The organism is Enterococcus sp. DIV1224, from assembly GCF_050555455.1.
Taxonomy (GTDB): domain Bacteria; phylum Bacillota; class Bacilli; order Lactobacillales; family Enterococcaceae; genus Enterococcus_B; species Enterococcus_B lactis.
In genome coordinates this window covers 2,074,291-2,099,892 of record NZ_CP187859.1, presented here as the reverse complement: position 1 = coordinate 2,099,892, position 25,602 = coordinate 2,074,291, and the positions used below count along the sequence as shown (strand labels likewise).

Genomic DNA, 25,602 nt, shown 5'->3' with positions numbered 1-25,602 from the left:
GCATGTACGATCAATTACAATCAATTGAAGACCGTTATGAAGAGCTTGGAGAACTTTTAAGCGACCCAGAAGTGATTTCTGATACAAAGCGCTTTATGCAGCTTTCAAAAGAAGAAGCAAACACGCGCGAAACAGTCGAAGTTTATCGTCGTTATAAAGAAGTAGTACAAGGAATCACCGATACAGAAGAACTGCTTGGTGAAAAACTGGATGATGAAATGGCTGAATTAGCAAAAGAAGAATTATCTGAGTTAAAAAAAGAAAAAGAAGTCTTAGAAGAAAAAATCAAGATCCTGCTTTTACCAAAAGATCCAAATGACGATAAAAATATCATCATGGAAATCCGTGGAGCAGCAGGTGGAGACGAAGCAGCCTTATTCGCGGGTGATCTTTTCAATATGTACCAAAAGTATGCTGAAGCGCAAGGTTGGAAAACAGAAGTGATGGAAGCGAACGTTACCGGAATCGGTGGATACAAAGAAGTGATCATGATGATTACCGGAGAGAATGTTTATTCGAAATTAAAATATGAAAGTGGTGCACACCGTGTCCAACGTGTTCCTTCAACTGAATCGCAAGGGCGTATCCATACTTCCACAGCAACAGTTGTCGTGATGCCAGAAGCTGAAGAAGTAGAGATCGATATTGAAGACAAAGATATCCGCACAGATATCTATCATGCTTCAGGTGCTGGCGGACAGCACGTCAATAAAACAGCATCTGCTGTACGTTTGACTCACTTACCAACAGGGATCGTCGTTGCTATGCAGGATGAACGTTCTCAGATCAAGAATCGTGAAAAAGCAATGAAAATCTTGCGTGCTCGTGTGTATGATAAGATCCAACAAGAAGCACAAAGTGAATATGATGCCAATCGAAAATCAGCAGTCGGAACTGGGGATCGTTCAGAACGGATTCGGACATATAATTTCCCGCAAAATCGCGTGACTGATCACCGTATCGGATTAACTATCCAAAAATTAGATCAGATTTTAGCAGGGAAATTAGATGAAATCGTTGATGCATTGATCATGTATGATCAAACATCAAAACTGGAAGCTATGCAAAATGGGTAAAATGACCTATCGAGAAGTCCTGTCACGGGCTTCTTCTTTTTTAGAGGATCATGGAAAAGAAGCATACAGTATCCAATTTTTATTTTTGGAACGGAAACAATGGAAAAAACTTGATTGGCTCCTTCATATGAACGAAGAGATTTCAGAAGAAGAACAACAGTTGATCGAAACAGATCTGCGACTTCTGCTTGCAGATCATCCGCCTCAGTATTTGCTAGGATATGCAGATTTTTATGATCATCGGTTGAAGGTAACCGAAGCAACACTGATTCCTCGACCAGAAACAGAAGAGTTAGTGGAGTGGTGTTTAGACGAGACGCCTGATGTACCATTGGAAGTGATAGATATTGGGACAGGTACTGGGGCGATTGCTATTAGTTTGAAAGCAGCAAGAAAAAATTGGCATGTATCTGCCGTAGATCTTTCTGAAGAAGCGTTAGAAGTCGCGAAAGAAAATGCTCAGCACGAAGGAACGAAAATCAGTTTTTACCATGGGAATACATTGGAACCAGTACAGGATCGGCGATTTGATGTGATTATTTCTAATCCGCCGTACATCAGTCGGAATGAATGGGAACTGATGGATGAGAGTGTCCGGTCATTCGAACCTAAGATGGCCCTTTTTGCGGAGAACGATGGATTAGCTGTTTATGAAAAAATAGCAGTTGAAGCACCAAGCGTACTAAAACCAAATGGAACGATTTTTTTAGAAATCGGATTTCGCCAAGGTGAAGCAGTAAAAAAAATATTCCAGCAAGCATTTCCAGATAAAAAAGTAGCGATAAAAAAGGATCTTTTTGGTAATGAACGAATGATCCAAGTCTACAGTTGAAGTTGTGGATGAAAAAATTTTTATTTGTTTTTTTATTATAAAAAAACACTAATTTGACAAGGATGTAAACGACTTTTTGGCTTATCAACAAGTTTGTCCACTATTGACAAATGGATTATCCACAGACAGTGGAAAACTTGAGGATAAAGTTGGATAAAACAAGAATGTATGAAAAAGGGGTTGTGGATAAACTGTGGAAACGAAACGTTATGATGAAACTGAATTAAAAGAGGCAGCCAAAGCACTGAAAGCAGGAGAACTTGTTGCTTTTCCTACTGAAACAGTGTATGGATTGGGCGCCAATGCTCTATTGCCCAATACTGTCAAGAAAGTGTTTTCTGTAAAAGGAAGACCTCAAGACAATCCATTGATCGTCCATGTCGCCTCTTTTGAACAAGTAAAAGAGTATGTGGACAACTTTCATCCAGAAACAGAGAAGATTGTGAAGAACTTCTGGCCTGGACCACTAACTTTGATATTTAAAATCAAAAAAGACACCTTGCCCTCAGTTGTAACAGGAGGATTATCCACAGCTGCATTTCGTATGCCGGATAACAAAAAAACACTAGAAGTAATCGAACTTTCAGGGGTTCCGCTTGTCGGTCCAAGTGCAAATACGTCGGGAAAACCAAGTCCGACAACTGCAGATCATGTATTCCATGATCTACAAGGAAAAATTACCGGGATCATTGAGGATGGAGCTACGCGAATTGGTGTAGAATCCACTGTTCTTGATTTAAGTAATCCAACAGCCATGCCTATGATCTTACGACCAGGTGCAGTAACGAAAGAACAAATCGAAGCAGTCATCGGATCTCCTGTTGCTGTTGATCAGCATCTTGTAAAAGAAAATGAAACACCAAAAGCGCCTGGGATGAAATACAAACACTACTCACCCGATACACGTGTTCTGATGGTCAGAGATAGCGATTGGTCAATTGCAGTTCAATGGGCAAAAAATAAGAAGATCCGTGCAGGTGTCATAGCAAGCCCCGAAATTGCGGATCAAGTGCGGACAGATACTGCAGCTGTTTATATGTATAACGACAACTCAGTAGAAGCGGCGGCTAAAGGATTGTTTGCAGGTCTAAGAGGATTAGATGAACCAACACTTGGATTAGATTTGATTTTTGTACAAGTATATCCAGAAACTGGATTGGGGAATGCTTATATGAATCGCTTGAAAAAAGCAGCTGGGCAAAATTATTTTGAAAAATGATCAATTGGTTATTGCCGCATTCTTTTAGTATGATACAATGCTATCAAGTAAATCTTCTATCAGTGAACGAAAAACGAAGTGTAAATAGAAGAGATACGAATATTTGGCAATTTGTTTTTGATGGGAAAAATAAAATTGTAGGAAAATAAAAAGGAGCTGTTGTTTGTGGTAGATTACAAAACGTTTGACCCTGATCTTTGGGCTGCGATCGCCAAAGAAGAAGAAAGACAAGAACATAATTTGGAGCTGATTGCCTCTGAAAACTTTGTCTCCGAAGCAGTGATGGCTGCGCAAGGAAGTATTTTGACAAATAAATACGCAGAAGGTTATCCAGGGCATCGCTATTATGGTGGATGTGAATTTGTCGACATCGTTGAAAATTTAGCGATTGACCGTGCAAAAGAATTATTCGGAGCAAAATTTGCGAACGTCCAACCTCACTCCGGCTCTCAAGCCAACACGGCTGCTTATCTCGCTTTGGTAGAACCAGGGGACACGATCTTAGGAATGGATCTTTCCGCAGGCGGACATCTAACACATGGATCACCAGTCAACTTCAGTGGCAAAACCTATCACTTTGTTGCTTACGGTGTTGATCCGACAACAGAAGTTATTGATTATAATGTGGTACGTATTTTAGCTAGAAAACATCAACCAAAATTGATTGTAGCAGGTGCCAGTGCTTATGGACGAACGATCGATTTTGCGAAATTCAGAGAAATCGCAGATGAAGTAGGCGCAAAACTGATGGTAGATATGGCACATATCGCAGGATTAGTAGCAGCAGGACTTCATCCTAATCCAGTTCCTTATGCAGATATCACAACGACTACCACTCACAAAACATTGCGCGGACCTCGAGGCGGCATGATTTTGACAAACGATGAAGCATTAGCGAAAAAAATCAATAGTGCGGTCTTCCCAGGTATTCAAGGCGGACCTCTAGAGCATGTGATTGCTGGGAAGGCAGCGGCATTCAAAGAAGCACTAGATCCTGCATTTAAAGAATATAGTGAACAAATCATTGCCAATGCAAAAGCAATGGTCAAAGTATTCAATCAAGCAATCGGAACAAGAGTCATTTCAGGAGCGACAGATAATCATCTGATGCTGATCGATGTTCGTGAGTTAGGTATAAATGGAAAAGAAGCAGAGAGTATTTTGGACAGTGTGAATATCACGGTAAATAAAAACTCGATTCCTTTTGAAACACTAAGTCCATTCAAAACAAGCGGCATCCGAATCGGTACACCAGCAATCACTACTCGCGGATTCAAAGAAGAAGATGCTGTAAAAGTGGCTGAATTAGTTGTCAAAGCATTACAAGCAAAAGGCGACAATGCTCAACTAGACGAAGTCAAAACAGGTGTACGCGAATTAACTGAAAAATTTCCATTGCACAAAAAATAAAAATTTAAATTCCATATAAAACAGAAAAGTTCAATGCTGGACTTTTCTGTTTATTTTTTTTGGAGAAAACGGATTCTTTGACAATATCGATGATGCTCTCTAGTATATGAGGTGTAATTTTAGTCTTCACATTAAATCTCAGGGAGGAAAAGTCATGACTGATCGTATCTCGTTAGAAAAGGAAGCCATAGCATTCAGTGATGCAAATGCACCTCATCCGCGAATCTATGAACTAGCACCGGAAGAAGGAAGAGCATTACTGGAAGAAGTACAAGGATCACCTGTGAACAAATATTCCGTTGATATTGAAGACTTGATGGTAGATACTGGCGAATGGGGAAAAATCAATATTCGTTTTGTACGACCAGAAGGAAATATAGATAAATTACCAGTTATTTTTTATATCCATGGAGCTGGTTGGGTCTTTGGCAGTGCTCAAACCCATGATAAATTGATAAGAGAACTTTCGGTCCGCACGAATTCTGTCGTTGTCTTTCCAGAATATAGTCGATCACCTGAAGCGAAATATCCAACAGCAATTGAACAAAATTATGCTGTGTTGCAACAGCTGAATAAATTAGCCAAGTCAAAAAATCTGGATCTCGAGAATCTAATTGTTGCAGGAGATTCAGTAGGTGGTAACATGGCTACAGTCATGACGATCTTAACAAAAGAACGAAAAGGGCTCCCAATATCTAAACAATTGCTGTATTATCCAGTTACCAACGCTGATTTTGATACAGATACCTATCATGAATTCGGAGAAAACTATTTTTTGACGAGAGATGGAATGAGATGGTTTTGGGATCAATATACGACGAATGAAGAAGAACGTGCTGAAATCACAGCTTCGCCTTTGAGAGCAGACCTGAATGAACTAAAAGATCTACCTCCAGCAATGATTTTGACAGGAGAAGCGGATGTATTAAGAGAGGAAGGCGAGGCTTATGCACGCAAACTTCGTGATGCAGGGGTTCCTGTTACACAAGTACGCTTCCAAGGAATCATCCATGATTTCGTCATGGTAAATGCTATGGATCAGACAAAGGCAGCGCGTGCAGCAATGGCATTATCTACTTCTTGGATCATGGAAAAAGAATAAGCTTTGCTTGTCAGCAGGAAAACTTCTTTTCAAAAAAGGATTTTCTTAGGAAAAATGGCGAGTTTGACTAGTCAATCACTTGATTTTGTTTTACAATTAAAAAGAAACGACAGAACAAAGGAGAGCTTAAAAAATGGGCAAATTTCAAGTGATCGATCATCCATTGATTCAACACAAACTAACTATTATTCGGGACAAAAACTGCGGAACAAAGGTTTTTCGTGAAGTAGTCGATGAAATCGCTATGTTGATGGCATATGAAGTATCACGGGATATGCCGTTGGAAGACATCGTGATCGAAACACCGATCACTGAAACAACACAAAAAACGTTGTCCGGTAAAAAAGTAGCGATTATTCCAATCTTGCGTGCAGGTATCGGAATGGTTGATGGTATCTTGGAATTGATTCCAGCTGCTAAAGTGGGCCATATCGGTCTTTATCGAGATGAAGAAACATTTGAGCCACATGAATATTTCGTCAAACTTCCAGAAGACATTGATGCACGTCAGTTGTTTGTAGTAGATCCAATGTTGGCAACAGGCGGATCAGCAATCATGGCAATCGATGCATTGAAAGAACGTGGCGCGTCGAACATCAAATTCGTTTGTTTGGTAGCAGCACCTGAGGGAGTAAAAGCTTTGCAAGAAGCGCATCCTGATATTGATATCTATACAGCTTCTCTAGATGAAAAATTGAATGAACATGGTTATATCGTTCCTGGACTAGGGGATGCGGGTGACCGTTTGTTTGGTACAAAATAAGTGAAAATGAAAAAGGATGTGACACAACTTTTGTCACATCCTTTTTGGTCATTTTTAATGTTTGAGGCAGAGCAGCTTTTTCACAGCTTTCGTTTGTATATAAAAAAACCATCCCAAAAATGCAGAGATGGTCAAATTCAAATCTTTTTAAGTTCTTTGTAGTTAACGATTACTACACCCTTGCTTTGCGTCATCAAGTTCGCATTTTCTGCAGTTTCATCAATCTCAACAACAGCGGAATTTTTCAATTGTTTTGAAATCGTTCCAGTTTGCGGCTTGCCGTGAATCGTGAACATTACGTGAGTATTGATCTTGAATTTTTCACCAATTTCCGATGGTACGATAGTTGTATCAAATTTTCCAAAAGTTGCCATTTTCATAAAACCTGCCTTTCACATCAATTATACCACGTTTTATGAAAAATATCATGAAATTAAACTAATTTTCCATCGAACTCTTTACAATCAGCCAAATAGAGTATATAATTTCTTTTGGATAAGGCCAGCTTAGCTCAGTTGGTAGAGCAACGCACTCGTAACGCGTAGGTCGTAGGTTCGATCCCTATAGCTGGCATAAAGCAAAAGACAGATACCCTGGTTGGGTATCTGTCTTTTTTCTTTATGTCTGTGTGATTTAAAAACCACTAAAAATGGCGTATAATTTGTGTATAGAATGTAGTGGGGAGAAAAATATTTCTGGGAGGAAATCGTGATGTCTAAAAGTGAAGAAATAGAAAACATGGTACTAAAATTATATGATCTCGTTTTAAATCCAGAGATCAATGAAAAGGAACGTATACTTCTGATAGAAGCAAAAACAGGCTTAGAAAAAGGTCAGTATTATCCTAAAGTCATGAATAATTTGGAACGTAGTTTACGTCCGTTAGCAATCAAGGGAGAATTGTCTAAACCAGTCTCACCGTTTTATATGGAGATATCAACAATAGGAAAATTTGAAAAAGAATTAGGTCGAGGAATGGCTTCGGCACCGATTACTTTTGGGCATTTATAAAAATGGATTATTCATCTCAATGAATTAAAAAGTAGCGTCAATCACAGAATACAGGCTAAGTTCGTTTATTTGAACAAAGTCTGTATTTTTTATATTGTGTTTTATTCTTTATTTAACATAAAAACAGCTGTTATAAAATAATAATGCTAATTAAAAGAATATTTTATGCAACTATAGTTATTTATGCACGTTGCATTTTTGTAAGTTAAAAATTGGAAATATAGATTGAAAAAATGAAAGCAATAAGTAAAATAAAATGAATATATGCGAAAAAATAATTTGCATTAGGAAAAACCTTGTAAAAACAGTTTTTTGGCATATTTATTTTTTATAAATATTTGTAAAATAACTATCAATTTTTTAGTTAAAAGATTGGAAATGAGTGGGGAGGAATTGAAGAAAGGATTTTTGAGAGATGATATGGTAGGTTTTATTTTTAGTTAAAATAGGGGAGATAGAAAAAATGAAAAAGTGTAGAAATATTATTTTATCAATGTTATTTATTATTACTAATATAACATCACTGATTCCTGTTCATGTCTATGCGGATTCAGGCAGAGATATCAGCAGTAATGTCACTTCGTTGACCGTGGATCCAACGAATATTACAGATGGAGGAAACATAAAAGTAAAATTCTCGTTTGACGAAAAAAAAAAAGACATCCAGCCAGGTGATTATCTTTGGATCAATTGGCCAAGTGAAGGAAATATTCGCGGTGAAGGATTTCAAAAAGAAATCCCATTAATGATTGAAAATAAAAATGTTGGAACTTTAACGGTCAGAAAAGATTCTGCACAGGTTGTATTTAATGAAAATATTAAAAACATAGACTCAGTAGAAGGTTGGGGGCAATTTGAGATACAGGCCAGAAACGTAACCGATACTGGTGAAGAAAATACGGGGCCATTCACCGTGACGAGCGGTGACAAAACGGCTACTGTAAATGTGACAAAGCCAGCTTCTGGTTCTTCTTCTAGCGTTTTTTATTATAAAACAGGAGACATGCTTCCTGAAGATACTGAGCACATTCGATGGTTTTTGAATATTAACAATAACGGCACTTACGTTGAACAACCAGTTAAAATCAGCGATGAAATCCAAAGTGGACAAAGATTAGATCCAAGTGCGTTTGAAATTAATCAAATACACTTAGGTGAACAGAAAGTTTACAGAGGAGAAGAGGGAATCCAACAATTTTTACAAGATTTCCCCGGTGCTACATTTGATTTTTCAGTAAATGATAATTACATTGAAATAACTATACCAAAAAACTTTGTCAATCTTAGAATAATAATGGTGAGTTATAAGACGATCATAGAAGAACCAGAACAAACAAGTTTTGAGAATCATTCGAAAGCTTGGTTTAAAGAAGTTAATAAACCTGCTGTTGATGGAGAAAGTTTCAATCATACAGTTAAAAATATTTCAGCTTCTGGTGGAGTCAACGGTACAGTTAGAGGCGAATTGAAGATTTTCAAATATATCAATGGCACAGAGATTGGTATCCCAAATGTGACTTTCGAATTAAGACGAGCAGATGAACAGCCTATTCAAGGACAGTCTAGTATCCTATTGACTTCGAATGAACAGGGAGAAGTTAGTATCAAAGGTCTGCAAGTAGGAGATTATGTTGTAAAAGAAAAAGAAGCACCCAATTGGATTGATTTTGATCCACTAAGTTCAAATGAACTCAAATTCTCCATAAACGAAAATGATACAGAGGGAGTCAGTTTACCTATTTATAACAAGAAAAAGGTTACGAACATCACAGCAACTAAAATTTGGAACGGTGGAACCACTCCCAGACCAAGTATTTATTTCAAATTATTCAGAGCAAGTACAAACAATTGGGAACCAGTTCCTGATGCAGAAACAAAACGATTAGATAATGGAATAACTTCAGTGACTTGGGAAGATATCCAACAGTATGATGATAGCGGAAACGAATATACGTTTAAAGTGCAAGAAGTAGACCAAAACGGAAATGATTACGTCCCTTCAGGTTATCAAAAAATTGAAAACGGGCTAGTCGTTACCAATGAGAATAAAGAAGTCATTTCAGTCTCAGGACAAAAAACATGGGAAGACAATGAGAATCAAGACGGCAAACGACCGACGACGATCACAGTGAATCTATTAGCCGACGGTCAACCGATCCAACACAAAGAAGTAAGTGAAAAAGATGATTGGCGCTATCGTTTCACAAATCTGCCAAAATACAAAGACGGCCAAGAAATCATTTATACAGTAACGGAAGACAACGTACCAGAATACAGTACGACGATTGAAGGGTATAACATCAAAAACAGTTATACACCGGGCAAAACTAGCCTAAGTGCTACTAAAGTATGGGATGATGGAAATAACCAAGACGGGCTACGACCTCAAAGTATCCAAGTCCAGCTGTATGCTAATAACCAAAAAATAGGCGAAGCAGTAGAACTGAGCGAGGAGAATCACTGGACGACCACATGGAACGAATTGGCAGAAAAGGCGAAAGGTCAAGCTGTCACTTATCGAGTGGAAGAGTTGACCAAAGTAGCTGGCTATACCAGTGAAGTTAAACAAACAAAGGATGGAAACAACATTATTACCAATACCCATGTGCCAGAAACCAAAGAGGTCTCAGGACAAAAAACATGGGAAGACAATGAGAATCAAGACGGCAAACGACCGACAACGATCACAGTGAATCTATTAGCCGACGGTCAACCGATCCAACACAAAGAAGTCAGTGAAAAAGATGATTGGCGCTATCGTTTCACAAATCTGCCAAAATACAAAGACGGGCAAGAAATCATCTATACAGTAACGGAAGACAACGTGCCAGAATACAGTACGACAATTGACGGGTATAACATCAAAAACAGTTATATACCGGGCAAAACAAATATAGCTATACCAGGTAACCACATAAAACCGTGGAAAAATTTTCCAGAGAAGACAGAGAGAGAGAAAATTAGAAATCTATTCTCTCAAAAATTGCAAATATTTGCTCATACAGGGGAATCTAGCGAACAAAGAACCAATTATATTAGTAAGAGAGCTGTACCTAAACAGATAACAAATAAATCAAAAAGCATTCTTCCTAAAACAAGTAGTAAAAAATCTAGTTTTGCTGTAATCATTGGTTTATTGATAGTAACTATCTGTACAGGGATATTCTTACAAAAATATAAAAAAGTTTAGATAGAATACCCGTGGTGCTAGTTAATTTTTTCCTAGAGGAAAATGTCTAAACATGTTGGTAAATCAACAAAAAAACGCATATAGTAGTCTCAAAACTCCCAAGAAATGAGGACTACATATGCGTTCATCAAAATATACTGAACATTATACAGATACTTTTATAACATTCAAGGAAATTATGAGAACTGTTTCTAACATATACCACAATTGTGTACCAGATAAGATTAAAAACCGAAGAAATACTGATCAACTGAAGCAACGCGATACAGTGATTATTGCTTGTGTTATATGGGGCATAATTAATGGCTATACTAGCCAAAGAGCCACGTATAGAGCGGTTTGTTCCGTCTTATTTCCTAATGGTGACTTTCCTAGTAGGAGTCGATTCACTCGCTTAAGTTCAAACTTAGCTTACACTATCAAGATTATTCGATACTTTTTCATCAAGAAGCTCACCAAAGGTGAACTAGTCGGAATTATAGATAGTTTTCCTAGTCCATTATGTAAACCAGTTAGAAATAGACAAGCAAAACTATTGAATCAAATAGCCAAAGTTGGCTATAACTCAACAAAAAAATCTTATTTTTATGGTCTTAAAATTCATATGATCGTTACTAATACTGGCTTTCCGATTACTTACTCAATCACGAATCCAGGTGTCCATGACGTGAAAGTGTTAGAGACTTTATCGGAAGAAGCGAATCTTCCCAATATCCTAGGGGACAAAGGATATATTAGCCATAAAATCTATGAAAAGCTTGCCCTTAAGGGCATTACTATATCCGTTCCGCCACGTAAAAACATGGATAAATCAGAAAAACTAGACCACAGCTTACTTGGAAAACAAAGAAAAACAGTTGAGACTGTTTTTTCTTCCTTAGAAAAATTAGGTTGTCAAAATTTCAACTCACGTTCTGTTAAAGGGCTAGAGAGTAGATTTGAAAGCATATTACTGGCTTACAGTGTTCTATTAAGTCGAGTACAACGACGTTTTGAAGGAACTTTGAGATATTCTTTAGAATATTAAAATTAACTAGCACCACGGGTAGATAGAATAATTTTTGTTATTCAGAATATAATATTTTTTGTTAAATATGACTGAAAGCAAAAAAATAAAATTCCGCTTTATAATTGAAAAGAGCGTGGGACAAAAGCAAAGAACACTTTTGTCTCACGCTCTAAACACGTATAAACGGCGGAAGCAGAAGCAACTCCTTCGGAAATAAGCTGAAATTCACAAAAATTTGAAAAGCAATTTTCGTGAATTTCTTCTTATTTCTTGGAGTTAAACGCTTCTGTCCCAGCCTCTTTTCGTAGAATCAATAAATATGGATTTGGCTAACTATGGAAGAATACTCTAGTTTTCAGTGTCCATACTAGTTGTTACATTGTTTGATTGGCTAAAAGAATTTCTGATATATTTTGTACTAAATAAAGAAAAAGACGCTTGGATTGGGAAATAAGAAAACTACTCTATCATTACAAATTTTCATAAACTGGCAGATGTTCTAAGTAAACAAGTATCTTTTCAAAGTCGGAAAAATCCATGATCAACGTAGTGGTATTGATATTTGGATGAAAGCCTACGGTATCTTGACGATCAATAGCAGCATCGATCACGACTTGGATTTTTTTCTCTTTGTCGTGCATCAATGCTAATGGAGTCACTGTACCTGCTGGAACACCTAGAAGGTCAGGAAGCTGTTCTTCAGAAACAAAAGATAAGCGCTTTTCTTTTAATTGTTCAGCTAGTTGTTTTAAATCGGCATGCTTTTCATCAGGCAAGATGACAAGATAGATTTTTTTTCCTTTTCTTGATTTCAATAATAGATTTTTTACTTGCGGACCAGGTAGGGAAAAAGGGACATTTTTGACTGACGTAATCGCAGGATGATCGACTTTTTGAAAAGAGATATCCAGTTTTTTTAGTAGTTCATAAGCTTCTTGTTCGGTTGCACGACTCATTGCGCATCATCCTCCTTTTTTATTAGTGTATCATAAAAAAGAGTTGACAAATGAAAAATAATCATGTAAATTACACGTAAAGTTAAAATAAATGACATCGAAAAGAAGAGTAGCAGTTAGGTGTTTTTAGAGAGTCTCTGGTTGGTGGAAAGAGGCAGCAGTTAACCGTGAAACACATCTTGGAGTCGATTTTCTGAAGCGTATAGTAGGAAAATCCGGGGAGCCCGTTACAGCTGCGGTCGTTGCTAGATGACCAGATAAGGCTGGCTTTTCCGTGAGGAGCCGGTAAAAAAAGGTGGAACCACGTGATTAACGTCCTTTGATCTTCGGATCAAAGGACTTTTTGTTTTCATCTGATTTGCAACGACTGTGTGAGGTTTTTTCTGCAAGGAAAAAATAAACAGAGGTGGAACCACGTATAATACGTCCTCTTGGCATTTGCCAAGAGGATTTTTTTATTTTAAAGGAGGAAAAGAAGATGGAGTATTTAATTGAAGTTATGCCGCAATTATTAGTAGGAGCACTCACAACATTGAAATTATTTTTATTTACCTTGATTGGCTCGCTGCCATTAGGGATTATTTTAGCACTAGGATTGTCCTTGCATTTTAAGCCACTACGCTACTTTCTTCAAACATATGTATGGATCATGCGGGGAACGCCGCTATTGTTACAGCTGATTTTTGTTTTTTATGGTTTGCCGACGATTGGGATCGTTTTTGATCGATTCGAAGCAGCGCTCATTGCTTTTATCTTGAACTATGCCGCTTATTTTGCAGAGATCTTCCGTGGAGGGATACAATCGATTCCTCAAGGTCAATATGAAGCAGCGCAAGTTTTGCAATTAAGTCCCTTTCAAACGGTGACGAAAATCGTCATCCCGCAAGTAACAAAGATTGTTTTACCTTCTGTAGGTAATGAAGTTATCAACTTGGTCAAAGATTCTTCCTTGATCTATATATTAGGTTTAGGTGACGTAATGCGTGCCGGGAAAATCGCGATGGAACGCGACGCGACTTTACTGCCTTTGCTAGGCGTGGCAATCATCTATCTTACATTGACTGGTATTCTAACAATCGTAATGAAACAAGTTGAAGGAAAATTAAATTATTACCGCTAACTGATAGGAGGAAGAAATATGATTGAATTGAAGAAAGTGAACAAAGCATTTGGTGAAAAAGAAATAATCAAAGATTTGGATCTAATCATTCCAGATGGGAAAACATTAGCTATCGTAGGTCCTTCCGGTGGCGGTAAAACCACACTTTTACGTATCTTGGCTGGCTTAGAAAGCTCTGACAGCGGAGAATTTTATTTAGACGGTGTACCGTTCAATCCATTCGAACTTAAAATAAAAGAACAAGTTGTAGGAGTCGTATTCCAAGACTTCCAGCTATTTCCACATCTGAATATTTTTGAAAACATTACCTTAGCACCGAAAATGGTATTGAAACAGACAAAAGAAGAATACACCAAAAAAGCAGAAGAATTAGCGGCTTCATTAGGGATTAGCGATTTATTGAATAACTATCCTTATCAGCTTTCTGGCGGACAAAAACAACGGGTAGCGATTGCCAGAGCATTGGCCATGAATCCGAGGGTATTGGCTTATGATGAACCAACGAGTGCTTTAGATCCTGAGTTGCGTCAGCAAGTCGAGCGTTTGATCCTATCATTGAAAGAAGACGGGGTAACCCAAATCATTGTCACACATGATCTCGTATTTGCAGAAAATGTCGGTGATCAACTATTAAAAGTTTCCCCAATTCGTTAAGAAAGGAGAAGATAGAGATGAAAAAAATCAGTTTTCTATTCGCTTTGCTCGTAGGTCTTCTTCTTTTTGCAGGCTGTTCGAATAAAAAGGCTTCAGCAGATAATTGGGCGGCTATCAACGAAGAGAAAAAAATCGTTATAGGTTTGGACGATACATTTGTTCCTATGGGATTTAGAGATAAAGACGGGAAGCTTACAGGATTCGATATTGATTTAGCCAAAGCAGTCTTTGAACAATATGGGATTACGGTAGACTTTCAGCCTATTGACTGGTCAATGAAGGAATTTGAATTGAACAATGGAACGATCGACTTGATCTGGAATGGCTATTCCAAGACACCGGCAAGAGAAAAGAAAGTGCAGTTTACAAAACCTTATATGGAAAATGATCAAGTACTGATCACACCTAAAGAATCAGGAATCACAAGCTTTGAGCAAATGAAAAATAAGAGATTAGGTGCGCAAAATGGGTCATCTGGTTATGATGTATTTACAAAACAACCAGAAGTGTTAAAAGAGATAGTCAAAAACCAAGATGCTGTTTTGTACGATAGTTTTAATGAAGCACTGATTGATCTGAAAAGCGGACGGATCGATGGTTTGCTGATGGATAAAGTATATGCGGACTATTATTTGAAACAAAGAAACGAGCTAGAAGACTTCAACATGACAAAAGGTTCTTACGAAAGTGAGGATTTTGCGGTTGGCGTGCGTAAGTCAGATGATACGTTAGTGAAGAAGATAAATGAAGCATTTGATCGATTAGAAAAAACAGGGGAATTCCAAAAAATCTCCAATAAATGGTTTGGTGAAGATGTCACGCCGAGAAATTAACAAAAACATACTAAGATTAGAGGGGAACATCATTGACGAATGATGTTCCCCTCTAATCTTAGTATGTTTTACATAATTTTATTTTGTTATGGAAGGGGTTTCGTGTTATTCTAAAAAGAGGAACGATTGAAGGTTATAGGAAAGGAAGAGATGAATGGAACACAAAGAACTTACCTCATTTCCAAAAGATTTTCTGTGGGGCTCTGCTTCTGCAGCGTATCAAGTAGAAGGAGCTTGGCAAGAAGATGGGAAAGGCGAATCAGTCTGGGATCGATTTGTTCGAATTCCAGGAAAGACATTTAAAGGAACAAACGGTGATCTGGCAGTAGACCACTATCATCGTTATAAAGAAGATATTGCTTTAATGAAAGAACAAGGTCTGAAAGCTTACCGCTTCTCTGTAGCTTGGACACGGATTTTTCCTAATGGGCGCGGAGAAGTCAATCAAGCTGGGCTCGCTTTTTATGAGAGATTGATCGACAAATTGATTGAAAACGGTATCGAACCTATGTTGACTTTGTATCATTGGGATCTTCCACAAGCGTTGCAAGATGAATATAATGGTTGGGAGTCACGTCAGATTATTGAAGATTTCACTCATTATGCAGAAACATTATTTGAGGCATTCCGCGGGAAAGTCCATTACTGGATTAGTTTGAATGAACAAAATATCTTCACTTCATTAGGCTATTTATTAGCAGCACATCCGCCAGGCGTGACGGATCCAAAACGAATGTATGAAGTCAACCATATCGCAAATCTAGCAAATGCATCTGTCATCAACAAATACCATGAGTTAGAAATGCCTGGGAAAATCGGACCAAGCTTTGCGTATACGCCAAATTATCCAATCGACAGTAATCCTGAAAATGTTCTGGCAGCCGAAAATGCAGAAGATCTAATGGCCAATTACTGGATGGATGTCTATATGTGGGGGAAATATCCTATTGCTGCTATGAGATTCTTAGAAGAAAAAGGATGGGCGCCAACGATTGAAGCGGGCGATGCAGAATTGCTAGAATCAGCCAAGCCAGATTTCCTTGGGATCAATTACTATCAAACAGCGACGAATGCATTCAATCCATTAGATGGGGTTGGAGCAGGAAAAATGAATACGACCGGGAAAAAAGGTTCATCAGAAGAAACAGGGGTTCCTGGAATGTATAAAAAATTTGAGAATCCATTTGTCGAACGAACAAATTGGGACTGGGAAATCGACCCAGAAGGCTTAAGGATCGGATTGCGTCGTATCACGAGCCGTTACCGCATGCCGGTGCTGATCACGGAAAATGGCTTAGGAGAGTATGACAAGTTGACAGAAGACAAACAAATCCATGACGACTATCGAATCCATTATTTACAAAGCCATGTCAAAGCAATCAAAGAAGCAATTTCAGATGGAGCAGAAGTATTAGGCTATTGTACATGGTCTTATACAGATTTGCTTAGCTGGTTGAACGGTTATCAAAAACGATATGGATTTGTATATGTCGATCAAGATGAAACACAAGAAGGATCTTTGGAACGATATAAGAAAGACAGTTATTACTGGTACCAAAAACTGATCGAAGAAAATGGAGAGAACCTTTAGTTCTCATGCTTAAAACAAGAAGGTACGGCTGGATATGGCCGTGCCTTTTTTTGATAAAATCATTTATAAATTAAGAAAAACTGTAAAATAAGCTGAAAAGTAAAAGAAAGCGTCAGTTCTTTCAAACAAAACTTTAGTTCCCTTGCTTTTTTTTGTATAATGAAACTTGATGAAATGAGGGATAATAAATGGCACAAAAGAAACGGCCTACTAAGAAAAGGAAAAAGACGAAAAAAACGAAAAAGCAAAAACAGCAGCAAGAACAAATGCTGACGATTGGTGTTGGATTTGCCTTGATTCTATTTGCTGTATTCGGCTTTTTAAAATTAGGTTTTTTAGGAATATTGATTGCAAACGGCTTTCGGATCATTGCAGGAAATACTTACCAAATCCTCTGTCTTTTATTAGCCGTATTAGGATTTTGGATTGTCATTAAGAATACAGAGTTTTCAATTGGCAAAAACCGACGCTGGTTTGGCGGTATACTCTTTTATTTCGGTATCTTATTATTGCTACATGCCCATTTATTCGGCAAACTCCATACTGGGGAACCAAATATCATGGGAACGACATGGGACTTATTAGCTAGCGATATAAAACAAAGTCAAGTAGATAATAACGTTGGCGGAGGAATGATCGGAGCAATTCTTTATCATTTCACTTATTTCTTGATTGCACAGCCTGGAAGTTATTTAGCAGCTGTTTTATTACTGGCGGGTGGAGCATTCTTGTTCAGTAATTTGGAAGGCTATCAGCTGCTGAATGGTATCCAATCAATTGGAGAACGGGTACAGGAATTATTAGAAGGTGATCCTGCCAAGCAAGCTCAAAAGCAAGCGGCAAAGGAAGAAAGAATGAAACAGCGTGCAGAAGCGAAAGAAGCAAGACGCTTAGCGGCACAAGAAGCAGCAGAAAAAGAAGCTGCAGAATATGAGAAGAAAAAAGCTGTGAACCAGCAAAGGAAAAATACTCCTGATGAATGGCAGGAACCAGAAAATGCCGAACCTGAGCAGTTAAGTTTTGTTCCAATTGACAGTTTTCAAGAAAATATCCATCCTGCGAATCTAGAGAAACCAGTACCAGATACACCAAAACAGACCAATACAGCGGAAGGTTTAGCTGATGAGTTGCCAGAGGATGACGGTACTTCATTAGAATTTGAGATCGAAGCAGAACAGGAAAATCAAGATTATGAATTGCCGACAGTTGACTTACTTGATTCTATACCAACTGTGGATCAAAGTGATGAGTATAAAAAAATTGAAAAAAATATCGGTGTATTGGAACAAACTTTCCAAAGTTTCGGTGTGGATGCTAAGGTCGTCAAAGCTAGTTTAGGCCCATCCGTCACAAAATTCGAAGTCCAACCAGCTGTAGGGGTAAAAGTAAGTAAAATCGTGAACTTAACAGATGATATCGCACTTGCTTTAGCGGCGAAAGATGTTCGGATGGAAGCGCCGATCCCAGGTAAATCACTGATTGGTATTGAAGTACCAAATGGAAAGATCAGTATGGTTTCCTTTAGAGAAATCATCGAAGCTCAGCCAAACCATCCAGATAAATTACTGGAAGTACCTTTAGGACGTGATGTTTCTGGACGAGTACAAACGGCTGACCTTTCGAAAATGCCTCACTTACTTGTAGCTGGTTCGACTGGTAGTGGGAAGTCAGTAGCAATCAATGGAATCATTACAAGTATATTGATGCGTGCTAAGCCCCATGAAGTAAAACTGATGATGATCGATCCGAAAATGGTTGAATTAAATATGTACAACGGGATACCTCATCTGTTGACGCCGGTCGTGACGAACCCTAGAAAAGCGGCACAAGCCTTACAAAAAGTAGTACAAGAAATGGAAGAACGATATGAAAAATTTGCGGCAACTGGTGTAAGAAATATTTCTGGTTACAATGAATTTGTTCAGCAGAAAAACTTAGAAAACGGAACGAAACATCCAACCTTACCATTCATCGTAGTAATCGTAGATGAATTAGCTGACTTGATGATGGTAGCTAGCAACGAAGTCGAAGATGCGATTATTCGTTTAGCGCAAATGGCTCGGGCAGCGGGCATCCACATGATCCTAGCTACTCAACGTCCAAGTGTGGATGTTATCACAGGGATCATCAAAGCAAATGTACCTTCCAGAATGGCATTTGCTGTATCAAGCGGTACAGATTCTCGGACGATCATCGACTCTAATGGAGCAGAAAAGCTCTTAGGGCGAGGAGATATGCTGTTCTTGCCAATGGGTGAGAATAAACCTATCCGTGTGCAAGGAGCATTCATCTCTGACCATGAAGTGGAGCGGGTCGTTCAATTTGTTACAGATCAGCAAGAAGCTCACTATGAAGAGAAAATGATGCCGACAGATGAAGTTGAAACGGCAGGTGCCCCAGAACAGCCACAAGATGAACTGTTTGAGGAAGCAAAAGCACTTGTTGTTGAAATGCAAACAGCAAGTATCTCCCTTCTCCAAAGAAGGTTTCGAATCGGTTACAACCGAGCCGCTCGACTCGTAGATGAACTGGAAGCTCATGGAGTTGTTGGCCCATCAGAAGGAAGTAAGCCTCGTAAAGTATTCATTGAGCAAGAGGAAACATCAGAACCACTGCCGGAAGATAATGAAATGTAAAACTTGTTCGATGAACGGTTGAAAAACGAATAACTATATAAAAAAGACAAGACATGATGATACCAAGAGAAAAAATGGCTTTTTTCCCATCTTTTCTAATACGGTAGGATGTCTTGTCTTTTTTGCTTTTTATGAGATGAAAGTTCTATTCGATTTATTTGTGAAGTATTGCATTAACTAAACGAATCATGTATAGTATGTAGCGAAACTTTGAGAAAAAGAGGGAAAATACTTTGGAAAAACAATCCATCTATGGCTTGACGAATGAAGAATTAATCAATTGGTTTATAGAAAACGGTGAGAAAAAATTCCGAGCTGCCCAAGTTTGGGAATGGTTGTATCAAAAACGTGTAAGTAACTTCACAGAAATGACGAATCTGTCAAAACAATTGATAGAAAAATTATCGGCGCATTTTATCATCAATCCTCTGAAACAAATGGTCGTCCAAGAAGCTTCGGACGGTACAGTTAAATATTTGTTTGAACTTCCTGATAAAAATATGATCGAGACCGTACTAATGAGACAAGAATACGGCTTGTCCGTTTGCGTGACGACACAAGTAGGATGTAATATCGGCTGTACATTTTGTGCAAGCGGGTTGCTTAAAAAGAACCGTGATTTGACCGCTGGAGAAATTGTTGCGCAGATCATGATGGTTCAACATTATTTTGATGAGCGCAATCTTGGCGAACGTGTTTCCCATGTCGTCGTAATGGGAATCGGTGAGCCATTTGATAATTACGACAATGTAATGGACTTTTTGCATATTATTAATGATGCCAAAGGATTGGCGATTGGTGCGCGACATATTACAGTTTCTACTAGTGGCTTAGCACACAAAATCAAGGAATTCGCTAATAACGGCTTACAAGTCAATCTGGCTATTTCCTTGCACGCGCCGAATAATGAGGTGCGAACATCGATCATGCGGATCAACCGAAGTTTCCCAATTGAGAAATTGATGGAAGCTGTGGATGAGTATTTAGAGAAAACAAACCGTCGAATCACGTTTGAATATATCATGTTGAATCAAGTAAATGATAGACCAGAGCATGCGCAACAATTAGCAGATCTATTAAAAGATAAGAAAAAATTAGCATATGTCAACTTGATTCCATATAATCCAGTCAGTGAACATGATCAATATTCTCGCAGTCCAAAAGCTGATGTATTGAGATTTTATGATGTATTGAAGAAAAACGGCGTAAACTGTGTGATACGTAAAGAACATGGTACAGATATTGATGCAGCTTGCGGACAATTGCGAAGCAAGCAAATGAAAAAAACAGCTGCCAAATAATCGTAGCCTACTTCGTTTTTTCAATTACCATAAAAGGAGCAGTTTTCTTAATTAAGGAACTGTTCAACTTAAATAAGTGAAAAGATTCTATAGCGAAAGTTATAAAGCGTTTTTTGACAAGAAAAGCCCTCATTAAGCAAAGAAATGTCGTCAATTTGATGACAGCCTGCTTGATGGGGGTTTTAGCAATTATTTAACTGATTTTCTTATATCCTTGCTGGCTTTCTTGTGTAGCATGATAAGTTTCTACGTCAAGAATGGCCTGTTTAAATTTTTCTCGGGTGATTTCATAAGGCACATGTTTGATATCATTTGTGGTCATGGCTTTATCTAAGATTGCTTCTAAATCGGTCGTGACATTGAGATTCATGTCGGCTAACGATACTGGAAGTTGGTTCTTTTTCATAAACACATAGATTTTATCAAACAAATCGAACTGCTGATCCATCATCAATAAGGTCAGTACACCATAACTGACAGATGCTCCGTGAAGGTATCCCTCCATTTTTTCTAGAACAGTCGTACCGTAATAGAATGAGTGTGCCATAGCAGAATTATAGTTATTGTTAACTAAAACAGAAACCAATCCGGTAGTAACAATGATATCCGAAACGACTTGTTCAATTGCATATGAGGGACGATCGTCGGCACTATCTTTCAATGCTTGCGTACCATAAGTCAAGAGGCGATCAATGCACATTTTTCCAATTTGGATTCCTAATCTATCCGTGTAGCCTAGATCATCGCCACGAGCAGAAAAAGTAGATTCGACTTCTTTGGATAAAGCATCGCCAATACCTGCCCATAAGTATTTATCAGGTGCTTCGGCAATAATTGCTGTATCAATGAAGGTGTGTACAGGTGGTTTTGAAGGAAAGAAGAGTCCGTCCATTACGCCTTCTTCGTTATAGATGACACATACCGCCGTGACGGGCGAACAGTTCGAACCAATAGTGGGGAAGGTGAAGACTGGTTTAGCTAGTTTTTCACCAATGACTTTTACAGTATCGCAAGCACGGCCACCGCCGACTGCAAACAAGACGTCTGCTTTTTGGACACTTTCATGTTGGATCAACTGTTCAATATTTCCATAAGTTGAATTACCCCCGTACCAGAGACTGGCGATAACTTCTATTTCCTGAGTCAAAGCTGCTTTTATTTTGTTTTCTGCCTTTGAAAGTGCAGTCTTCCCTCCAATCAGCACTACTTTTTTCCCATATTCTTTGACGATTCCATTTGCTTTTTCATACGCATCTGTTCCAATGGTATAATTTGGTAAGAAAACACTTTGACTCATATTCTTTTCCTTCTTTCTTCGTTGAAACGGGTTAAAATTTTAAAGAGTGATCTTTCTGACCGCGGCTGTAGATGGAGTAGAGGCGAATCTAAGACAGGATAAGTAATGAATAAGGTGGCATGAACACCTTGAAATCATCAATAAGTATCCTAAAAATAAAATAAGTACATAAACATTGAAAACGACAATAATGAATTTTTGTTCCTCCTAGTATTTCTACGATTCCTCTTGCTTATTTAAATAATCTAAAAATTCTGAACATTTAGATTATTTTATAAAAATGTGTTTCATTTGTCAATTCATAATTGGTTTTTTTAAAGCAAAAGATAATCTATATCATGATGAACAAACAGAGTTTTTTCCTCCAATTGATGGCTTTCCTGATCTTTCCTATTTTGAATAAAGTGTTTCTGTATAATTTTTTTATTTTATAAGTAAGGTAAATAATGAAAGAATAGAGATACTGATTGGTAGCTAAAGATTTTTGAGCGAGAACATTTCGTTTTTTCAAAAGGACTGTTAGAATAAGCAAGAACAAGGGGGAAGACGTATGATAATCAGTGAATTTGACCGTAATAATCCAGTATTGAAAGATCAGCTTTCTGATTTACTGAGACTGACTTGGCCGGAAGAATATGGAGACAGCTCGGCAGAAGAAGTAGAAGAAATGATGAATCCAGAACGGATCGCGGTAGCAGCGGTTGACCAAGATGAGTTAGTAGGATTTATTGGTGCAATCCCTCAATACGGTATCACAGGTTGGGAATTGCATCCATTAGTTGTAGAAAGCTCCCGACGAAAGAACCAAATAGGTACTCGATTAGTCAATTACTTAGAAAAAGAAGTAGCTTCCAGAGGAGGAATCACGATTTATTTAGGTACGGATGATTTAGACCATGGAACAACGTTAAGTCAAACGGACCTGTATGAGCATACGTTTGATAAAGTGGCCTCCATCCAGAACCTTCGTGAACATCCCTATGAGTTCTATGAAAAATTAGGTTATAAAATCGTAGGTGTCTTACCAAATGCAAGTGGTTGGGACAAACCGGATATTTGGATGGCAAAAACGATTATTCCTCGACCAGATTCTCAATAATAAAAAGAGGTGGTGAAATCAGCGTCCTGACCTGAGTATTAGAGAAACAAACGGAAAAATAGTTCTTCATATTTTGCCGTTTGTTGAGCTAATATCGAGGGTCAGCTGATTGAACACCGTTTATTCGGATAAGGAACTGTGACAAGACTTTTGTCAGAGTTCCTTTTTGTTTATTCTTTTTTATCTTTGTATGGCAATAATAGACAATATAACAAAAATTATTTAATGGCTACTGAAAGACAATAGAAAACCTTGTACAAAGCTATTTTTTCTGAAAAATTCCTTGAAACCTCACGAAAAAATCATTATTTTATGAAAAAGACAAAAAAAAGTGTTGATTTTTTAATAATTATTCATTAAACTCTTAAACAACTTCAGAAAATATTAATTATTCTGAAAATTCCAATAAAGGGGTACGTAAAATGAAAAAGAAATTTACATTTGGGTTGGTTGCGGTATGCGGCCTTGTACTTGCTGGATGTTATGGCGGCAGTTCAGCCACAAGCAGTAGTTCAGCAAAAAGCGGTTCAGCAGATGGAGGAGGCGTATTTAACTTAGTCGTGCCTCAAGAAATGCCTACAGCTGACTTATCAGTTGCAACAGATACAATCAGTTTTACAGCATTGAATAACGTTTATGAAGGTATTTACCGTCTTGATGAAGATAGCAAACCACAGCCGGCAGGAGCTAGCGAGTTGGCAGAAGTCAGTGAAGACGGATTAACTTACAAAATCAAATTACGAGAAGACGCAAAATGGTCAAATGGTGATCCTGTTACAGCAGCGGATTACGTTTATGGCTGGCAACGAACAGTAGACCCAGCTACAGCTTCTGAATATGCTTACCTGTATGCGCCAGTTGAAAATGCAGAAGACATCACAGCTGGAAAGAAAGATAAATCAGAACTAGGGATCAAAGCAGTTGGCGACTATGAATTAGAAATCAAATTGACGAAACAAACACCATATTTCCAATACCTGCTTGCTTTCCCATCATTTTTCCCACAAAAACAATCCGTAGTGGAAGAAAATGGGGATGCCTATGCATCTGCAAGTGATAAAGCTGTTTATAATGGACCATTCACATTAGAAGATTTCGATGGACCAGGAACAGATACAGAATGGACTTATAAGAAAAATGACCATTACTGGGACAAAGACACAGTAAAACTTTCTGAAATCAAAGTCAGTGTAGTAAAAGAATCTTCTACTGCTTTGAACTTATTCAAAGATGGCCAAGCAGATGATGTGATCTTGTCTGGTGAATTAGCACAGCAAAACGCAAACGATCCAGCTTATACTTCTGTTAAAGAAGCACGAACAAGCTATATCGAATTCAACCAACGCGAAAAGAATTCACCATTCAACAATGTGAACCTAAGAAAAGCTATTTCTTATTCTATCGATCGTGAAGCTTTAGTAAAACAAGTACTAGGTGACGGATCAGTTGTCTCTACAGGATTGATCCCATCAGATATGGTAAAAAGTCCAACAACGAACGAAGACTTTGCAAAAGAAGCTGGAAAATTAGTTTCTTATGACAAAGACAAAGCAAAAGAATATTGGGAAAAAGCGAAAAAAGAATTGGGCGTTGATTCTTTAGAATTTGATTTGATGGCTTCTGATGATGATTCATCGAAAAAAGTAATCGAATATGTTCAAAACTCAATCCAAGAAAACTTGGATGGCGTAACAGTCAAACCAACACCTGTTCCATTCTCTGTACGTCTTGACCGCTCAACTTCGGGTGATTTTGACGCAGTACTAGGCGGATGGGCTGCTGACTATGCAGACCCAAGCAGCTTTACTGATTTGTTTGTCACAGGTAATTCATACAACCGTGGTCGCTGGAGCAATGCAGAATATGACGAAGCAGTTAAAGCAGCTTCATCAACAGATGCTGGCGATGAACAAGCACGTTGGGATGATTTCCAAAAAGCAATCAAGATCATCTCTGATGATATGGGTGTCGTTCCGGTGTACCAAAAAGCAGAAGGTCACCTAGTGAATGAAAAAATCAAAGGTATCGTTCACCATGCTGCAGGCGCTTCATGGGATTACAAATGGACATACGTTGAAGAATAATCGTTAATACCGTGAGCATGAGAAAAAACGAGGCTGCGGCAAATGTCGCAACCTCGTTCTCATATTTACTTATCCTAACAAAGAAAAAAGCATGAAAATAGCAGAAAGAGCAATTAGTATTCCGGCAATGATCAGCCAAAAGCTGTACATACCGTAGCTGGCAGACGAGAGCGAGGAAAATTCTGGTTTTTTCTTTCGGTTCCTTGTTCGTGCAAGATGGACTGATCGCTGAAAATGATCGAAGAAACCCGAAGAAAAGACCCATAAAAAACCGCCGATAATCAGAAACGGCAATGACCATAAGAATAGATCATTAGATAATTGAATGAGTGTAAAGGAATGGTTGATGACGTTTTTTATTAAAATAACCAGAATCAGTAGAAAAGCTACTGCGTAAGGGATAGATTTTTTTTTCATTT

21 protein-coding genes, 1 tRNA gene, 2 pseudogenes and 1 other annotated feature are annotated in these 25,602 nt (G+C 38.1%); of the genes and pseudogenes, 19 read left to right on the top strand and 5 right to left on the bottom strand.

The window, feature by feature from the left end; genetic code table 11:
* The first annotated feature begins 2 nt into the window (after window positions 1–2).
* The 6 genes from prfA to upp all read left to right on the top strand — a co-directional run bounded on the left by prfA (window position 3) and on the right by upp (window position 6,402).
* Window positions 3–1,076 carry a peptide chain release factor 1 gene (gene prfA / locus IGK53_RS10270; RefSeq protein ID WP_002291519.1) on the top strand — a complete coding sequence of 358 codons (1,074 nt, stop codon included), beginning with the start codon at window positions 3–5 and terminating at the stop codon, window positions 1,074–1,076.
* Window positions 1,069–1,908: a peptide chain release factor N(5)-glutamine methyltransferase gene (prmC, locus tag IGK53_RS10265; RefSeq protein ID WP_002291522.1), complete on the top strand. Its 840-nt coding sequence runs from the start codon at window positions 1,069–1,071 to the stop codon at window positions 1,906–1,908. The genes prfA and prmC overlap by 8 nt, the downstream gene beginning before the upstream one ends.
* A gap of 193 nt (window positions 1,909–2,101) precedes the next feature.
* Complete coding sequence (locus IGK53_RS10260) at window positions 2,102–3,127, top strand: L-threonylcarbamoyladenylate synthase (RefSeq protein ID WP_002291530.1); 1,026 nt, start codon at window positions 2,102–2,104, stop codon at window positions 3,125–3,127.
* A 165-nt stretch (window positions 3,128–3,292) separates the two neighbouring features.
* Window positions 3,293–4,537, top strand: coding sequence for a serine hydroxymethyltransferase (gene glyA, locus IGK53_RS10255; RefSeq protein ID WP_002291533.1), 1,245 nt, complete (start codon window positions 3,293–3,295; stop codon window positions 4,535–4,537).
* Window positions 4,538–4,691: 154 nt separating this feature from the next.
* The gene (locus IGK53_RS10250) at window positions 4,692–5,639 is read left to right on the top strand and encodes an alpha/beta hydrolase (protein ID WP_002328941.1); all 948 of its coding nucleotides are present in this window, start codon (window positions 4,692–4,694) and stop codon (window positions 5,637–5,639) included.
* 133 nt (window positions 5,640–5,772) lie between these two features.
* Window positions 5,773–6,402, top strand: a complete 630-nt coding sequence (gene upp / locus IGK53_RS10245) for a uracil phosphoribosyltransferase (protein WP_002291540.1) — start codon at window positions 5,773–5,775, stop codon at window positions 6,400–6,402.
* Between the two features lie 137 nt (window positions 6,403–6,539).
* On the opposite strand, the gene IGK53_RS10240 is transcribed toward upp, so the two are convergent.
* Window positions 6,540–6,782 carry a hypothetical protein gene (locus tag IGK53_RS10240; RefSeq protein ID WP_002291542.1) on the bottom strand — a complete coding sequence of 81 codons (243 nt, stop codon included), beginning with the start codon at window positions 6,780–6,782 and terminating at the stop codon, window positions 6,540–6,542.
* 120 nt (window positions 6,783–6,902) lie between these two features.
* Here IGK53_RS10240 and IGK53_RS10235 point away from each other — a divergent pair.
* The 4 genes from IGK53_RS10235 (at window position 6,903) to IGK53_RS10220 (ending at window position 11,630) form a co-directional block, all read left to right on the top strand.
* Window positions 6,903–6,975: transfer RNA gene (locus IGK53_RS10235), tRNA-Thr, on the top strand.
* Between the two features lie 138 nt (window positions 6,976–7,113).
* Window positions 7,114–7,413, top strand: coding sequence for a bacteriocin immunity protein (locus IGK53_RS10230; protein ID WP_002291543.1), 300 nt, complete (start codon window positions 7,114–7,116; stop codon window positions 7,411–7,413).
* Between the two features lie 463 nt (window positions 7,414–7,876).
* Window positions 7,877–10,603 carry a Cna B-type domain-containing protein gene (locus IGK53_RS10225; RefSeq protein ID WP_080343993.1) on the top strand — a complete coding sequence of 909 codons (2,727 nt, stop codon included), beginning with the start codon at window positions 7,877–7,879 and terminating at the stop codon, window positions 10,601–10,603.
* A gap of 118 nt (window positions 10,604–10,721) precedes the next feature.
* Window positions 10,722–11,630 (top strand): IS982-like element ISEfm1 family transposase, encoded by a 909-nt coding sequence (locus IGK53_RS10220; protein WP_002335471.1) that lies wholly within the window; start codon window positions 10,722–10,724, stop codon window positions 11,628–11,630.
* Window positions 11,631–12,082: 452 nt separating this feature from the next.
* Here the strand turns inward: IGK53_RS10220 and IGK53_RS10215 are convergent, their stop codons facing one another.
* A complete protein-coding gene (locus IGK53_RS10215; protein WP_002293342.1) occupies window positions 12,083–12,568 on the bottom strand; it encodes a prolyl-tRNA synthetase associated domain-containing protein in 486 nt (161 codons plus the stop codon).
* An 88-nt stretch (window positions 12,569–12,656) separates the two neighbouring features.
* Window positions 12,657–12,891 (top strand) — a binding site (T-box leader).
* A 155-nt stretch (window positions 12,892–13,046) separates the two neighbouring features.
* Here IGK53_RS10215 and IGK53_RS10210 point away from each other — a divergent pair.
* The 7 genes and pseudogenes from IGK53_RS10210 (at window position 13,047) to IGK53_RS10180 (ending at window position 20,900) form a co-directional block, all read left to right on the top strand.
* Window positions 13,047–13,688, top strand: coding sequence for an amino acid ABC transporter permease (locus IGK53_RS10210; protein WP_002293344.1), 642 nt, complete (start codon window positions 13,047–13,049; stop codon window positions 13,686–13,688).
* 18 nt (window positions 13,689–13,706) lie between these two features.
* On the top strand, window positions 13,707–14,342 hold the full coding sequence (locus tag IGK53_RS10205) for an amino acid ABC transporter ATP-binding protein (RefSeq protein ID WP_430604715.1): 636 nt from the start codon (window positions 13,707–13,709) through the stop codon (window positions 14,340–14,342).
* 17 nt (window positions 14,343–14,359) lie between these two features.
* A complete protein-coding gene (locus IGK53_RS10200; protein WP_002328943.1) occupies window positions 14,360–15,175 on the top strand; it encodes an amino acid ABC transporter substrate-binding protein in 816 nt (271 codons plus the stop codon).
* A gap of 154 nt (window positions 15,176–15,329) precedes the next feature.
* The gene (locus tag IGK53_RS10195; RefSeq protein WP_430604713.1) at window positions 15,330–16,766 is read left to right on the top strand and encodes a glycoside hydrolase family 1 protein; all 1,437 of its coding nucleotides are present in this window, start codon (window positions 15,330–15,332) and stop codon (window positions 16,764–16,766) included.
* A gap of 188 nt (window positions 16,767–16,954) precedes the next feature.
* Window positions 16,955–19,402: a DNA translocase FtsK gene (locus IGK53_RS10190; protein ID WP_002293563.1), complete on the top strand. Its 2,448-nt coding sequence runs from the start codon at window positions 16,955–16,957 to the stop codon at window positions 19,400–19,402.
* 233 nt (window positions 19,403–19,635) lie between these two features.
* Window positions 19,636–20,703 carry a 23S rRNA (adenine(2503)-C(2))-methyltransferase RlmN gene (gene rlmN, locus IGK53_RS10185; protein WP_002293564.1) on the top strand — a complete coding sequence of 356 codons (1,068 nt, stop codon included), beginning with the start codon at window positions 19,636–19,638 and terminating at the stop codon, window positions 20,701–20,703.
* Window positions 20,693–20,900 (top strand): annotated as a pseudogene (locus IGK53_RS10180) (hypothetical protein). Before rlmN ends, IGK53_RS10180 begins: the two are co-directional and overlap by 11 nt.
* Here the strand turns inward: IGK53_RS10180 and IGK53_RS10175 are convergent.
* Entirely contained in the window at window positions 20,897–22,000 is a 1,104-nt protein-coding gene (locus tag IGK53_RS10175; protein ID WP_002293566.1) for an iron-containing alcohol dehydrogenase family protein, read from the bottom strand. The pseudogene IGK53_RS10180 and the gene IGK53_RS10175 sit on opposite strands and share 4 nt — an antisense overlap.
* A 550-nt stretch (window positions 22,001–22,550) precedes the next feature.
* Between IGK53_RS10175 and aac(6') the strand changes: the two genes are divergently transcribed.
* The gene (aac(6'), locus tag IGK53_RS10170; RefSeq protein WP_002293569.1) at window positions 22,551–23,099 is read left to right on the top strand and encodes an aminoglycoside N-acetyltransferase AAC(6')-Ii; all 549 of its coding nucleotides are present in this window, start codon (window positions 22,551–22,553) and stop codon (window positions 23,097–23,099) included.
* A 127-nt stretch (window positions 23,100–23,226) separates the two neighbouring features.
* Here aac(6') and IGK53_RS10165 read toward each other — a convergent pair.
* Window positions 23,227–23,328, bottom strand: a pseudogene (locus IGK53_RS10165) (ribonuclease P); the annotation flags it as partial.
* 193 nt (window positions 23,329–23,521) lie between these two features.
* Between IGK53_RS10165 and IGK53_RS10160 the strand changes: the two are divergent.
* Window positions 23,522–25,183: a peptide ABC transporter substrate-binding protein gene (locus IGK53_RS10160; protein ID WP_002289796.1), complete on the top strand. Its 1,662-nt coding sequence runs from the start codon at window positions 23,522–23,524 to the stop codon at window positions 25,181–25,183.
* A 69-nt stretch (window positions 25,184–25,252) separates the two neighbouring features.
* Here IGK53_RS10160 and IGK53_RS10155 read toward each other — a convergent pair whose 3' ends face one another.
* The gene (locus tag IGK53_RS10155; protein WP_002293571.1) at window positions 25,253–25,600 is read right to left on the bottom strand and encodes a DUF3899 domain-containing protein; all 348 of its coding nucleotides are present in this window, start codon (window positions 25,598–25,600) and stop codon (window positions 25,253–25,255) included.
* Window positions 25,601–25,602: the final 2 nt, after the last annotated feature.

Excerpts from the sequence above, each read along its gene's own strand:
- prfA (WP_002291519.1), top strand. The coding sequence starts at position 3 with ATGTACGATCAATTACAATCAATTGAAGACCGTTATGAAGAGCTTGGA.
- prmC (WP_002291522.1), top strand. The coding sequence starts at position 1,069 with ATGGGTAAAATGACCTATCGAGAAGTCCTGTCACGGGCTTCTTCTTTT.
- IGK53_RS10250 (WP_002328941.1), top strand. The coding sequence starts at position 4,692 with ATGACTGATCGTATCTCGTTAGAAAAGGAAGCCATAGCATTCAGTGAT.
- upp (WP_002291540.1), top strand. The coding sequence starts at position 5,773 with ATGGGCAAATTTCAAGTGATCGATCATCCATTGATTCAACACAAACTA.
- IGK53_RS10240 (WP_002291542.1), bottom strand. The coding sequence starts at position 6,782 with ATGAAAATGGCAACTTTTGGAAAATTTGATACAACTATCGTACCATCG.
- IGK53_RS10230 (WP_002291543.1), top strand. The coding sequence starts at position 7,114 with ATGTCTAAAAGTGAAGAAATAGAAAACATGGTACTAAAATTATATGAT.
- IGK53_RS10225 (WP_080343993.1), top strand. The coding sequence starts at position 7,877 with ATGAAAAAGTGTAGAAATATTATTTTATCAATGTTATTTATTATTACT.
- IGK53_RS10220 (WP_002335471.1), top strand. The coding sequence starts at position 10,722 with ATGCGTTCATCAAAATATACTGAACATTATACAGATACTTTTATAACA.
- IGK53_RS10215 (WP_002293342.1), bottom strand. The coding sequence starts at position 12,568 with ATGAGTCGTGCAACCGAACAAGAAGCTTATGAACTACTAAAAAAACTG.
- IGK53_RS10210 (WP_002293344.1), top strand. The coding sequence starts at position 13,047 with ATGGAGTATTTAATTGAAGTTATGCCGCAATTATTAGTAGGAGCACTC.
- IGK53_RS10205 (WP_430604715.1), top strand. The coding sequence starts at position 13,707 with ATGATTGAATTGAAGAAAGTGAACAAAGCATTTGGTGAAAAAGAAATA.
- IGK53_RS10200 (WP_002328943.1), top strand. The coding sequence starts at position 14,360 with ATGAAAAAAATCAGTTTTCTATTCGCTTTGCTCGTAGGTCTTCTTCTT.
- IGK53_RS10195 (WP_430604713.1), top strand. The coding sequence starts at position 15,330 with ATGGAACACAAAGAACTTACCTCATTTCCAAAAGATTTTCTGTGGGGC.
- IGK53_RS10190 (WP_002293563.1), top strand. The coding sequence starts at position 16,955 with ATGGCACAAAAGAAACGGCCTACTAAGAAAAGGAAAAAGACGAAAAAA.
- IGK53_RS10175 (WP_002293566.1), bottom strand. The coding sequence starts at position 22,000 with ATGAGTCAAAGTGTTTTCTTACCAAATTATACCATTGGAACAGATGCG.
- IGK53_RS10160 (WP_002289796.1), top strand. The coding sequence starts at position 23,522 with ATGAAAAAGAAATTTACATTTGGGTTGGTTGCGGTATGCGGCCTTGTA.
- IGK53_RS10155 (WP_002293571.1), bottom strand. The coding sequence starts at position 25,600 with ATGAAAAAAAAATCTATCCCTTACGCAGTAGCTTTTCTACTGATTCTG.